This is a genomic window from Streptomyces sp. NPDC001732 (assembly GCF_053596315.1).
This window is the reverse complement of the sequence record NZ_JBSFFY010000020.1, coordinates 43382-56036: the sequence shown is the minus strand read 5'-3', so window position 1 is coordinate 56036 and position 12655 is coordinate 43382. Positions and strand designations below refer to the sequence as shown.

10 protein-coding genes are annotated in these 12655 nt (G+C 68.3%); 5 read left to right on the top strand and 5 right to left on the bottom strand.

Annotated features, from left to right (window positions below):
- Positions 1-40 precede the first annotated feature (40 nt).
- The 3 genes from ACWCXX_RS20620 to ACWCXX_RS20610 all read right to left on the bottom strand — a co-directional run bounded on the left by ACWCXX_RS20620 (position 41) and on the right by ACWCXX_RS20610 (position 3275).
- Positions 41-565: a DoxX family protein gene (locus ACWCXX_RS20620; RefSeq protein WP_451129297.1), complete on the bottom strand. Its 525-nt coding sequence runs from the start codon at positions 563-565 to the stop codon at positions 41-43.
- Between the two features lie 38 nt (positions 566-603).
- Complete coding sequence (locus ACWCXX_RS20615; RefSeq protein WP_451129201.1) at positions 604-1266, bottom strand: hydrolase; 663 nt, start codon at positions 1264-1266, stop codon at positions 604-606.
- A 122-nt stretch (positions 1267-1388) separates the two neighbouring features.
- Positions 1389-3275 carry an amidohydrolase gene (locus tag ACWCXX_RS20610; RefSeq protein WP_451129295.1) on the bottom strand — a complete coding sequence of 629 codons (1887 nt, stop codon included), beginning with the start codon at positions 3273-3275 and terminating at the stop codon, positions 1389-1391.
- Positions 3276-3728: 453 nt separating this feature from the next.
- Here ACWCXX_RS20610 and ACWCXX_RS20605 point away from each other — a divergent pair, with 453 nt between their 5' ends.
- A complete protein-coding gene (locus tag ACWCXX_RS20605; protein WP_451129199.1) occupies positions 3729-4700 on the top strand; it encodes an alpha/beta hydrolase in 972 nt (323 codons plus the stop codon).
- 17 nt (positions 4701-4717) lie between these two features.
- Entirely contained in the window at positions 4718-5437 is a 720-nt protein-coding gene (locus ACWCXX_RS20600; RefSeq protein ID WP_451129197.1) for an alpha/beta fold hydrolase, read from the top strand.
- 71 nt (positions 5438-5508) lie between these two features.
- On the opposite strand, the gene ACWCXX_RS20595 is transcribed toward ACWCXX_RS20600, so the two are convergent.
- Positions 5509-6660: a low temperature requirement protein A gene (locus ACWCXX_RS20595; protein WP_451129195.1), complete on the bottom strand. Its 1152-nt coding sequence runs from the start codon at positions 6658-6660 to the stop codon at positions 5509-5511.
- Between the two features lie 65 nt (positions 6661-6725).
- Positions 6726-7988 (bottom strand): FAD-dependent oxidoreductase, encoded by a 1263-nt coding sequence (locus ACWCXX_RS20590; RefSeq protein ID WP_451129193.1) that lies wholly within the window; start codon positions 7986-7988, stop codon positions 6726-6728.
- A 233-nt stretch (positions 7989-8221) separates the two neighbouring features.
- On the opposite strand from ACWCXX_RS20590, the gene ACWCXX_RS20585 reads away from it, so the two are divergent.
- The 3 genes from ACWCXX_RS20585 (at position 8222) to ACWCXX_RS20575 (ending at position 12439) form a co-directional block, all read left to right on the top strand.
- Positions 8222-8797, top strand: coding sequence for a Dps family protein (locus tag ACWCXX_RS20585; RefSeq protein WP_451129191.1), 576 nt, complete (start codon positions 8222-8224; stop codon positions 8795-8797).
- Positions 8798-9008: 211 nt separating this feature from the next.
- The gene (locus ACWCXX_RS20580) at positions 9009-9725 is read left to right on the top strand and encodes a GPR1/FUN34/YaaH family transporter (RefSeq protein WP_451129189.1); all 717 of its coding nucleotides are present in this window, start codon (positions 9009-9011) and stop codon (positions 9723-9725) included.
- A gap of 413 nt (positions 9726-10138) precedes the next feature.
- Positions 10139-12439 carry an ATP-binding protein gene (locus tag ACWCXX_RS20575; RefSeq protein WP_451129187.1) on the top strand — a complete coding sequence of 767 codons (2301 nt, stop codon included), beginning with the start codon at positions 10139-10141 and terminating at the stop codon, positions 12437-12439.
- The last annotated feature ends 216 nt before the right edge of the window (positions 12440-12655 follow it).

The window sequence follows — 12655 nt, the reverse complement described above, 5'->3', positions numbered from 1 at the left end:
CGTGCCGTCGTTCTCCGCATGGTGCCGAGGAATCAACTCGTCACTCAGCGGACCGTGGGTGACGCGCTCCTTCTCCTGCGGGGGCCTTCCGGTGCAGCACCACGCGAGTCAGCAGGCCGCTCGCCGGCCCCAAGATGATCGCGGTCACGGAGATCCACACCGGCCAGGGGGTGACGGCCAGCGCGTGGTCCACGGACCATCGACCCGCCCCGGTGAGGGCCAGAGCGGCGGAGGCGACGACGAGGACGAGAGGGTACTCGTAGCCGTCGTTCTGGACCCAGAGCCCCTTGGGCCACTTCACGGTGCCGGCGACCGTCATCACACCCATGGCTGCCATCGCGGCCAGAGGGGTGAGCAGGCCGGCCGCCAGGAACAGGCCGGCGCCGATCTGGCTGGCTCCCGCAGTGAGCGCTGTCAGCCGACCACCGCGGAATCCGTCCCCTCGGAATTCCTCGGTCCCGCCTGCCAGCCCTTTTCCTCCGAGGTGGAAGCTCACCTTCTGCACACCGTGCCCAGCGATGAGGAATCCGACCACGAGCCGCAGGATCAAAAGTCCAGCGTCCATCATGTCCCTGCCTGTTCCCGACGTGTCCGTGGTGAGGGTCAGCCCGCGGCGTGAGCGCCGATGACAGCCTGCGCGTAGACCATGCCGAGGCCGTAGGTGCCGCCGTGCGCCTTGACCACGTCGCCCACCGCGGCGTACGTCTCGGTCCGGGCCCAGTCGCGCTGGAGCTCCAGGAGCACCTGCACCCAGGTGACCGGGATGGCGCCGGCCTGGATCATGCGCTGCACGGCGTGCTCGTGGGCCTGCGGGCTGACGCCGCCGGACGCGTCGGTGACGACGTAGACCTCGTAGCCCTGAGCGATGGCGGAGAGGGCGGGCAGGACCACGCACACCTCGGTCCACAGTCCGGCGATGACGAGCTTCTTGCGACCGGTGGCCTTGACCGCCTCGACGAAGTTCACGTCCTCCCAGGCGTTCATGGTGCTGCGGTCGATGATCTTCTGCTCGGGGAAGACCTCGGCCAGCTGCGGCATGAGCGGGCCCGAGAAGGACTCGGCGGCCACCGTGCTCAGGACGACCGGCACATCGAAGACCTTCGCGGACTTCGCCAGGCCCACGGTGGAGTTGATGATGGCGGTGCGGTCGCCGCTGCCGGTGCCGAAGAACATCTGCGGCTGGTGGTCGACGAACAGCACCGCGCAGTTGTCCGGCGTGAGCAGATCGGGGCTGGGGGCGGCGGTGACCTGGGCGATGTTGACCATGATGGGGTGCCTTTCTCGGGAAAGTGATGGCGCGGACCGCTGTCCGGGCCGTGGTGGTCCGTCCGATCGGACGGAGGGTTGGTGTCGGAAGGAGTGACCGCGGGTCAGCAACTTCCAGAAATTCAGAGGTCGAAGCAGGGATCGAAGGGCGTGCCCACTGCTTCCGGGGCCAGGCCGCGGGCCGTGCGCCACCGGCGGTGTTGCTCCGACTCGGCGACGGCTTCGCCGAGCAGCTCCGCCTGGCGGGCACCGGTGAGAGGTGTACGGCGGGAAGCCTGGTAGCCGCCGAACCGCGCGACCGGGCTCCAGGCCGGGACCGGCGGAAGTTCCTCGTCGAGCCCCTCGTACTCGGCGGCGGCGTAAACGATGCGGCCGCCCGTCACGGTCAGGAGCGATTCGATGCCGGCGATCTCCGGTTCGGCCACGGTGAAGTAGTCGTCGGACAGCACCGCGAGGTCTCCGTAGCAACCGGGCTTGAGAACGCCCTTGACCTCGTCCTCGCCGGTCAGCTTCGCGCCGGTGTGTGTGAACATCGACAACGCCGTCTGCCGGTCGACGCGGTTGGTCGGCGGCCGCAGCGTCAGGTCGCCGACGGAACGGCCGCTGACGAGCCAGTGCAGGGCAACCCAGGGGTTGTAGGTGGAGACCCGGGTGGCGTCGGTGCCGGCGCCCACGGTCAGGCCGCGGTCCAGCATCGCCCGGATCGGCGGGGCATCGGCGGCAGCCCCCGGCCCGTAGCGCCGCAGGAACGCCTCGCCCTGGAAGGAGAGACGGTTCTGTACGGACATCGCGCCGCCGAGGGCGCTGATGCGGTCGAGGCTCTCCGCGGAGACGGTCTCGGCATGGTCGAAGAGCCACCGGTTCCCGGCCGGGAACAACCCTTCCGCGGCGAGCTTCTCGAACACGGCGAGATCACGGCGGATGGTCTCGTCATAGGTGGCGTGCAGCCGGAAGCCCCACCCGTTCTCCATGAGGAGACGAACCGCCTTCTCGAATTCCCCCTCGTAGTCAGGAGCAAGTTCCGGGCGCGGTTGGGTGAAGTTCTCGAAATCAGCGGCCGCCCAGGTGAGATTCTCACCCGCGCCGTTGAGGCGCAGCCATTCGTCACCGTCCTCGGGCCGGGACGTCTCGATCCAGCGAGTGAGATCGTCGATCTCCTGACCCGCAGTCTGCGGAAAGAGATGATAGGAGATGCGCAGCGACAGCTGGCCCGCCTTGGCCAGTTCGATGACGGTCGCGTAATTGTCGGGGAAGTTCTGGAAACCCCCTGCGGCGTCGATCGCCGACGTGAGCCCGAACCTGTTGAGCTCGCGCAGGAAATGACGAGTGGAGGTCTTCTTGTCCTCGCCCTCCAGCACCGGCGCCTTGGCGAGAGTCGAGTAGAGGATCAGGGCGCTCGGCGCGGCCAGCAGCATGCCGGTCGGTTCGCCGTCGCGGCCCCGCACGATCTGCCCCCCCTTGGGATCGGGGGTGTCCTTGGTGAAGCCGGCGGCCTTGAGCGCCGCCCGGTTCAGGACGGCCGACTGGTACAGGTGCAGGACGAACACGGGAGTGTCGGGAGCCGCCGCGTTCAGTTCGGCGACGGTCGGCAGCCGTCGCTCGGCGAACTGCTCCGCCGACCATCCGCCGACCACGCGGACCCACTGGCCCTTGGGCGTGCGGGCTGCCTGTTCACGCAGCATGGCCAGTCCCTGACGCAGACTGTGCACGCCGTCCCAGCGCAGTTCGAGCACGTAGTTGAGGCCCCCGCGTATCACGTGCAGATGCGAGTCGTTGAGGCCCGGGATCACCCGTCGCCCGAGCGCGTCGACCACCTTCGTGTCCGGGCCGATGCGGCCGGCCACGTCCCTGTCGTCGCCGATGACCGTGATGACACCGTCGCGGATGCCCAGTGCCTCGGCGTGCGGCCGCGACGGGTCTCCGGTATGGATCCTGGCGTTGCGGACGACCAGATCGGCGGCATCATCGACGGGCTGTGGAACCAGCCCGCCAACGGGCATTGTTGACATCTTCTGGGACTCCCTCTGGAAAACGACTTCGATCCGAGCCATGGACCTGAAAAGGTGGACTTCGGCAACTGCGTCAGTCGATGAACGCATCACCGCTGGAATCGGACGGCGAAAAGTCCACCGGAAATTTTCACACCCTCTGAACGCCGAGATCGGACCGGTGCCGGTCGGCGGCAACCGCTGCATCACCACGATAGGCATGGTGTCTCCGGCGGGATTACACCCGAGTGCACAGGAATTTGCCTCACCGTGCACCGTGCTTCCCGACCCTGTCATGGGAGGCAGGAAGGGACAGGTGGCGAGTGCACAGCAGGGAAAAGAGCTGTGCACTGTCAGAGAAATCATCCTGGCCGACGGAATTAGCCTCGCGGGAAGTCACTTCGGGCGCCGCAGGCGGCGTCCGACCCGTCATGCTGGAAGCGCCGGCATGCTCTGTACATCCTGGAGACCGCTGTGTCTGATGCCACCAAGCCGGTTCAGCCTGTGCTGGAACCCGCCGCAGCCGCCTTCGCCGAGGCCACCGCCAACCCGCCCTATCTGTTCGACCTCCCCCCGGCGGAGGGCCGGAAGGCCGTGGACGAAGTCCAGTCCGGCAAGACCGACAAGCCGGCGATCGACGAGGAATGGATTACCGTCCCGGGCGGCCCGACAGGCAGCGTCCGTGCACGGATCGTCAAACCGGCCGGCACCGAGGACCCGCTGCCGGTCATCATCTACATCCACGGCGCCGGTTGGGTGTTCGGCAACGCTCACACGCATGACCGCCTGATCCGCGAGCTCGCCGTCGGCGCCGATGCCGCAGTGGTCTTTCCGGAGTACGACCTCTCGCCCGAGGCCCGTTATCCGGTCGCCATCGAGCAGAACTTCACCGTGGCCCGTTGGGTCGTCGAGCAGGGCGCGACGAAGGGGCTGGACACCAGCCGCATTGCGGTCGCGGGCGACTCGGTCGGTGGCAACATGACGGCTGCGTTGACCCTGATGGCCAAGGAGCGCGGTGGCGTTCCGCTGGTGCAGCAGGTGCTGTTCTACCCCGTCACCGACGCTTCCTTCGACACCGGCTCCTACCACCAGTTCGCCACAGATTACTTCCTGCGCCGCGACGGCATGCAGTGGTTCTGGGACCAGTACACGACGGACGAGGCGGAACGCGCAGAGATCACCGCATCTCCCCTGCGAGCGTCCATCGAGCAACTCACCGGCCTTCCCCCCGCCCTGGTGATCACGGCGGAAGCCGACGTGCTGCGCGACGAGGGCGAAGCCTACGCGGGCAAGCTCCGCGCGGCCGGCGTCCCCGTCGTCGCCGTGCGCTTCCAGGGCATCATCCACGACTTCGTCATGCTCGACGCCCTGCGCGAGACCCATGCGGCTGCCGCCGCCATCACGCTTGCGGCCGACACCTTGCACGTCGCCCTGCACAGCGCCTGACCACGAGGAACCACACCATGAGCACCTCCACTCCCACTGTCGTCCTCGTGCACGGCGCGTTCGCCGACGCGTCCAGCTGGATCGGCGTCATCACCGAACTGCAGAACAACGGCATCCCCGTCATCGCTCCCTCCAATCCGCTGCGCGGTCTCGTCGACGACGCCGCGTACATCGCCTCCGTGGTCGCCCAGATCGACGGTTCTGTCATCCTGGTGGGGCACTCCTACGGGGGCGCGCTGATCACTGTTGCTGGGGCCGCCGACAACGTCGTCGGCCTCGTCTACGTGGCCGCGTACCTGCTGGAGGAAGGCGAGAGCCTCGGCGAGCTCCAGGGCCGTTTCCCCGACTCACCCCTGGTCAGCAACCTCAAGCAGTGGACGTACCCGGCCGACGGCGGTGAGCCGGCTGTCGAGGTCACCATCGCGGAGGCTGCCTTCCCCTGGGTGTTCGCCGCGGATGCACCGACCGACGTGACGAAGGCGCTGGCCGCCACGCAGCGCCCACTGGCCGCAGCGGCCTTCGAGGAAACCGCCGGTGTCGCCGCGTGGAAGACCAAGCCCGCCTGGGCCCTGGTCGCCGGCGCCGATGAGGCGATCAACCCCGACGTCCAGCGGTTCGGCGCCCAGCGGGCCGGAGCGACGGTCGCCGAGGTCGCGGGAGCGTCTCATGCGGTCGCCGTTTCCCAGCCGGGCAAGGTCGCCGACCTGATCCGCGATGCGGTGCGGGCCACGAGCTGAAACGAGAAGAACCAGCTGCGCGGACGAACTCGGTTCGTCCGCGCAGTGCTGTCTTCGCCTGGCGTTCCATTTCACCGCCGTATGGACTCAGCCTTATCGGCGAGGGTGACGACGATGACCAGAGTCGCCGCCAGCAGGCCGGCCATCAGAGCCGGCGCAGGAGTCCAAGCCGCTCCCAGAACAGCGACCGTCCCCACGGGGAACGCGAACCGTTCGGTCCGGCCGTGCGGATGCGGCCGTACGTGGACGGTCCACACCGCGGTCAAGAAGACCGCCAAGGGCAGGGTGATCGCGACACCCGCCACCGACGGAAGGAACGGGGCGACGCTACGGCGGGTGATCAGCTCGGCGTACACCGCCAGGCCAGCCCCTTCGGCAGCCGCTGCCGCGAAGACCAGGTAATGGCCGTAAGCCCAGGTGAACCTCTTGCGATGACCTTGATGCGTTGTGGCGAGCAGGGTGTGAGCGGGCTTGGCGAAGTACAACCACCACATGGCGAAGACGATGAGCAGACCACCCCCGGCCAGTAGGTACAGTGCCGCGGCGTTGTGGTTCCGCCCGAAGGCGTCACGGACCGCTTCCGAAGCGGCCGCGACGGACTCGCCGAGCACGATGAGGACGAACAGCTCGTACCGCTCGGCGATGTGGCGCGGATGCCACGGGGTCATCCCGGCGGACTGTGCCCACACCGGCACGGCCACCTCGGCGGCGATCAGCACCGCGATGAGCGGGAGCCGGGCGGGGTCCGGCAGGAGGAGGGTGCAGACCCATCCCACCTGGCAACCCGTCACTCCGATGACGAAACGCAGAGCTGTCCGGCGCCGGGGAGGGTCCGACCGCGCGACCCGCAGCCACAGGACGGCCAGCGCGGTGCGCAGTACGACGTAACCCCAGATGACGACCCGCAGGTCACCCGTATCGGAAGCCGGCGGAATGCCGGCGGCGAGGACCAGGGAGCCGGTGATCTGAATCAGCACCGACAAGCGATAGGGGACGTCATCCGAGTCGTAGGCGGAGGCGAACCACGTGAAGTTCATCCACGCCCACCAGATCGCGAAGAAGACCACCGCGAACCGCAGGACACCAATGACGTAGTGCCCCTCGACCACTGCCGTGCTCAGACCGGCGGAAGCCTGGGCCACCGCGATCACGAAGCAGAGGTCGAAAAGGAGCTCCAGGGACGTGGCCGTCCTGTGCGGTTCACCAGGGTCACGACCGGGCATGCCACCGTTCCCGGTCCTTTCCCGCCTTCGTCCGGGCCACCACACGTCCACGGAAGGAAGGCGACTCAACCCAGCCCTCCCAGAGCGGCTTCCACCGTTCGACGGAAGGGAAGACAAGCAGGAACCCTGGACCGCATGCGCTCGACGGAGATCTCGGCATGGACAGCGACGTTCAGCCCGTACAGGACCTCCGCTCCCGCCGGTCCGGCAGAGGTGGCTCCGACAAGGACGCCACGGTCGGCATCCTCGACGAGCTTGACGAACCCCTCACGCTGTCGGCCCTGAGGTCCGCGACGCCCGAAAGAGTTGATCGGCAACAGGCTGGTGCGCACCCGAAGCCGTTGGTTCCGCGCCTGGCGTTCCGTGAGACCCACGGAGGCGATCTCGGGATCGGTGAAGATCAGGCGGGACAGCTTCTCGTAATCGGTGTCAGGACCGGGCCATCCCAGGATGTCCCGTACGGTTACCTCGGCCTGGTACATCGCGACATCGGTCGAGATGCCTCGGCCGGTGACGTCGCCGACCGCCCAGAGTCCCTTCCCGGCACGCATCTGTCCGTCCGTGGGCACGGCCCCTGCTGAAGCGTCCAGCCCTACGGTGTCGGCCCCCAGCTCCACGAGGCCGGCTTGCTGCTCCATGGCGACGAGCAGCCGTTCGGCACGTAGCGGTTCCCCGTCGCCGTCGAGGTGGACCGTGAAGCTTGTGCCGTCATGGCTGACCTCCGACACTTCCGTGGAGGTGAGGACGGTGACGCCATCCCGCAGCAGAGTCCTCTCAGCCAACATGCTTGCTTCCGGCTCTTCTTGCGGGAGCAGCCGGGGCTCCCGCTCCACCACCGTGACGGCACACCGGAAGCGCGCGAAGAGCTGAGCTGTTTCCACCCCGAGGCCACCGGCGCCCAGCACGATCAACGACTCGGGCAACTCCATGGCAGCCAAGGCGTTCTGGTCGGTCCAGTACGGAGTTCCCGCCAGCCCTCGTACAGCGGGAAGTCGAGGTTGTGCGCCGGTGGCCAGGACGGCACCCTGCCGGGCGTGGAAGGTGCGCCCGTCAACTGCCACCTTGCGCGGTCCGATGAGCCGTCCCTTTCCGCGTACGAGCCTGCTCCGCTTCACCATTGAAGGGCCAGCGGCGAGGTGAGCCGCCGAGAAGCGGGGCACGGGGCCGGTCGGCATCGTGGCGGCGAAGTATCCGGGGGGCAGGCGCTCGCTGCCGAAGAGCCTCGGCTCGATGCCCACCACGTCCAGACCGGCTTCTGTCAACGCGCTCGTGACGTATCCGCCTGCGTGTCCCAAGCCCAGGACGACCACGTCGGCCTGCTCGTTCACACTCGTTTCCCTTCCTCGTGCCTGACGGCTCATGTCGTCCGCGAAAACTAGAGGGGGAAACCCGTCAGCTTGTGCGCGTCGGCGCACGGGGACTTGCTCAGGAAAGAACGCCTGCGTATGTCCGACGCGCCGTGCGCTGCGGGACACCTTCACATGCGCTGACGGGCAAAGGCCGCCCTTCGCTGACACATAGCATCACTTGCGCAAACACCCCGAACCGCAGGAGGCGGACCATGACCATCGAAGCACAGCATGTGAGCAGCCAGCCACGGCTGCACCAGACGGGCCCCGTCATCCAGGAGTTCGGGACCGTCAAGCAGCTTCCGCTCGGTCTCTCCTACGACGCCCGCATGTACTCCTGCCAGAGGCTCAACAAGGTCCTGGCCGACACGCAGATCCTCTACGGCCTCTACAAGAAGCACCACTGGCTGATGCGCGGCGCGACCTTCTACCAGCTGCACCTGCTGCTCGACAAGCAGGCCGGGGAGCAGCTCGACATCGTCGACGCCCTCGCGGAACGGGTTCAGACCCTGGGCGGCGTGGCGGTCGGAGACCCTCGGCACGTCGCCGAGATCACCTCGATCCCCAGGCCCCCGGACGGCGTCGAAGAAGTACCGGTCATGCTGTCGCGCCTGCTGAAGGCCCACGAATCGATACTCATCGACGCCCGCGACGCCGCTGCCCGGGTGGGCGAGCTGGGCGACGACGGCACCAACGACCTGCTTGTCTCGCAGGTGATCCGGACCGGTGAACAGCAGGCGTGGTTCCTGGCCGAGCACCTGGTGGACACACCCCTGGTGCGTGCCTGAACGAGTCGGCCTCAGACGTCTGCGCCCCACTGCGACACCACTGGACACCACGCCGTGCCGCGTCGTGTCCGGTGATGTCGCGGGCTCCGACCAACAGTCTCCGATTCATGGGGAACGGGGCGCGCCTGCTGTCCGACAGGGTGTCGCCGTCCTCCGTCGGTGCACCGATCCGTCTCGCTCCCCGATCAGAACGGCTCACAGGAGAACCACCATGGACCACGACTCCGAACCGCCCGAACAGCAGACCCTCCGGGCCGCCCGGCACTTCGAGCCGGACTTGCGCCCGATGACCCGTATCAACCTCCGCCCCATTGCTTCCCCGATGCCGGTCGGCTTTTTTGCGGTGGCAATCGCGTCGGTCATCGTCGGAAGCCTGCAACTGGGTTTCCTTGGCGACGAGGCCCACCTGGCCGTGGCTCTGACCATCCTTCCGGCCTTTATCCTGCAACTGATCGTCAGCATCCTGGCCTTCGGAGCGAGGGACGTGCTCGCCGCGACGCTGATGGCCTGCTTCTCCGGAACATGGCTGGCGAGCTCCCTGGTCTTGGCGCTCGATCCGCCCTCGGGCACGCGCGTGCTAGGCGTACTCAACCTCGTGTTCGCCCTCTTCGCCCTCATGATGGCGTCCGTCGCCCACCGCAAGCGGTCGATGTGGCTGGTGCTCTGTGTCGCCGTGCCGAGGTTCACCGTGGCGGCGCTCTTCAACTTCACCGGCGCCACCTGGGTCGGCTACCTCTCAGGAGCACTCGGAATGCTCCTGGCGGTTGCCGCGCTGTACGCGGCGTTCGCCCTCATGCTGGAGGACATGAGGGGCGAGGAGGTCCTGCCCGTCGGACGTAGCGGCCCCGCCCACGAAGCCGTGGAAGGCAACCTGGCGGTGCAGCTTCGCAACCTGGAACGACAGGCAGGCGTGCGACGGACGCTGTGAACCCGGGGGCAGAGAAACTCGTTTCACTCGGTGAGTCGGCGGTAGCCGACGAGGCTGGAGCGCGAGGCTGTGGTGGGTGGCCCCACAAGGACGGCTCCGCCCAGGGTGACCTGCAAGGAACGGGCCCAGACCCGTTCCTTGCTCCGGCGCACGAAACGCCGGCGGACCGTCGGCTGTCCGACGGCCGCTCCCGCTCTGCCACACCCGGTCGCCCGCTCGCTGGGTGGCAACCCTTCCCCGCACCATCCACATCGGCCGGCCCATCCCGCCTGCGCCCGAGCCGCTCGTCCCCGAGCCAGGTCCTGTGCGTCCCGTCGCCCCAGGGCGCTCGCCGAACGACAAAAATAGCTGCCCGATACAATATTCCGGACATGCTCGGGCAGCCCGGCTTGAGCGGGGAGTCTGGAGGCAGAGTGGTCGGTGAGAGCACGGCGTTCGGGGCGCTCCTGCGGGAATTGCGGCTGGAAGCGTCACTGACGATCGAGGCTCTGTCCGCGGCTTCGGGTGTGAGCGTGCGGGGCATCGGCGATCTCGAACGGGGCCGGCGAGCCGCGCCGCAGCGGGGAACGGTGGCCGCGCTTGCTGAGGGTCTGGGGCTGGGAGAGGTGGAGCAGGAGCGGCTGTTGGCTGCCGCCCGGGCCGGCCGCAACCGGGGCTACAGCCCGTTGGGAGTACGCGCCTTCCCGCGCGGTATCGACGACTTCGTCGGCCGGCAGAAGGAGTTGTCCCAGCTGGCGGAGCTCGCCGACCGGGCTGTCGGTCGGCACCACTCTTCCGACCAGGCGGAGTCTGGGGCCGAGGCCACCGGGCGCCCGGTGGTGGTGACGGTGTCCGGGCCGCCGGGAACGGGCAAGACCACCCTGGCGCTGCACGCCGCCCGGGAGCTGTCCGACCGGTTCCCGGATGGGCAGTTGATGGTGGACCTGCGGGGTATGGACGACGTTCCGCCCGAGCCGCCCGAGCTGATGCTGGGTGTGCTCAAGGCCTTCGGCGTGGCCGATCGGGACCTGGCGAAGGCCGGCTCGCAGGGCCACCCTGAGCTGTACCGACAGGTGCTGGCCGACCGGCGGTGCCTGCTGGTGCTGGACAACGCCCGGGACGAAGCCCAAGTCCGTCCGCTGTTCCCCGGCGCCGGTGCCGGAATGGTGGTGGTGACCAGTCGGCGCATGCTCACCGGCCTGGAGAGCGTGCACCGCCTGGCTCTCGACGAGCTCTCCTCGGTCGAGGCCTCCGTTTTCCTGACCGCCTTGGTGGGCCGGGAGCGCGCGGCGGCGGACCCGAGTGCGCTGGCCGAGGTGGCCGAGCACTGCGGGCACCTGCCATTGGCCTTGCGCGTGGCGGGCAACTGGCTGGCTACACGCGCCGGCTGGTCAGTACGCCGTCTCGCGGATCGTCTCGCGCTGGAAGAGCGCCGCCTGGACACCCTGACCGCCGGCGACCTCCAACTGTCGGCGGTCTTCAACCTCTCCTACCGCCAGCTCACCCCCGGCGCCGCCCGCATGTTCCGGCTGCTTTCCCTCGTCGACGGGCCCGATACCGGCGTCGCCGGCGCCGCCCAGCTGACGGGACAGTCGCTGTTCGACGCCGAGGACACCCTTGAGGAACTCGTCGAGACCGGCCTCCTGGGCACGGACCGGGACCGCTACCGCTTCCATGACCTGCTGCGCCTGTACGCTCGCGGTCGGTTGCGGGCCGAGGAGCCGACCGGAGCGGGCGAGGCGGCCCGGTCGGCACTGCATCGCTGGCTGCTGGAGACCACCGTCATGGCAGGCCGTTGGTACGAGCCCGACCACGGTGCCCCGCCCGCCACCTGGCAGAGTGACGTCGATCTGTCCACCGCTGATCATGCCCGTCAGTGGCTCCAGACCGAGGGCGTCAACTGGCTGGCCGCTCTGCGTGCGGCCGCTGCTGCGGGTGACCACTCCACTGTGGTCGAGGTGGCCGAAGCCCTGCACTGGTTCTCCGACCAGTGGATCTTCTGGGGACATTGGCCCGAGGTCTTCGCCACTGCCGCCCGATCCGCCCAGGCCCTTGGCGATCCCCTTCTGGAAGCCACCCAGGTCAATTACCACGCTTGGGCCCTGCTCGTGTGCGAGGGACGTCACCGCGACAGCCTTGACCGTTCCGCCCAGGCTCTCGCCGCGGCCCGGCGCGCCGGCGACCTCTCTCAGCAGGGCTGGTCCCACAAGTACACGGCCTGGGCCTTCAGATTGCTCGGAGACTACGCCGAGGCGGCACGCCACAACCGCGAGGCGGCCACTCTCTTCGAGTCCGCCGGTGACCTCCACGGCGCCCTCCAGGCCCGAGTCGAGTACGATCAGCTCCTCGTGGACGGAGGACGCCACGAAGAAGCCATCACGGAGATCCTGGGCACGCTCTCCTTCCTCGACCAGGTCGGGGGCCGCATCGAGCCGCACATCGCCGAGTTCACCCGTACGAACCTGCGGATGGTCATCGGTGGCGCCCACACCTACCTCGAGAACTGGGACGCGGCCATCGAGCACTTGGGTATTGCCGTTGAACTCTGCCGCACCAACGGCAATACGGCCATGGAAAGCCGCGCTCTGGTCCACCTCGGCAACAGCCAACTGGCCGCCGGGCACCGTGCCGAGGCCCGGAACGCCTTCTCCCAATGCCTTGCCCTCGGCACCGCAGCCGATCCCAACCGCCTTTCCGAAGCCCGGCAACGCCTCACCGAACTGGACAACCGGTGAATCACCCGTGCCTCCCGGCCATTTCCGGCCGGGGACGGTCTCAGCAGCGACAACGGTGGCTGCGGTGCCATGATCGACGTCGAGACCGCGTAGGCGCGTCGTGATCCTGCCCGGCCGGGAGGGGGACCGCTTGGGGTCCAACCGGCCTTGACCGTGGCAGCGGGCGACCGCGATCGCGGTGGGCAGGGACCGGGGTGCGCGGAGCACGCTGAGGTG

Excerpts from the sequence above, each read along its gene's own strand:
- ACWCXX_RS20620 (WP_451129297.1), bottom strand. The coding sequence starts at position 565 with ATGGACGCTGGACTTTTGATCCTGCGGCTCGTGGTCGGATTCCTCATC.
- ACWCXX_RS20615 (WP_451129201.1), bottom strand. The coding sequence starts at position 1,266 with ATGGTCAACATCGCCCAGGTCACCGCCGCCCCCAGCCCCGATCTGCTC.
- ACWCXX_RS20610 (WP_451129295.1), bottom strand. The coding sequence starts at position 3,275 with ATGTCAACAATGCCCGTTGGCGGGCTGGTTCCACAGCCCGTCGATGAT.
- ACWCXX_RS20600 (WP_451129197.1), top strand. The coding sequence starts at position 4,718 with ATGAGCACCTCCACTCCCACTGTCGTCCTCGTGCACGGCGCGTTCGCC.
- ACWCXX_RS20595 (WP_451129195.1), bottom strand. The coding sequence starts at position 6,660 with ATGCCCGGTCGTGACCCTGGTGAACCGCACAGGACGGCCACGTCCCTG.
- ACWCXX_RS20585 (WP_451129191.1), top strand. The coding sequence starts at position 8,222 with ATGACCATCGAAGCACAGCATGTGAGCAGCCAGCCACGGCTGCACCAG.
- ACWCXX_RS20580 (WP_451129189.1), top strand. The coding sequence starts at position 9,009 with ATGGACCACGACTCCGAACCGCCCGAACAGCAGACCCTCCGGGCCGCC.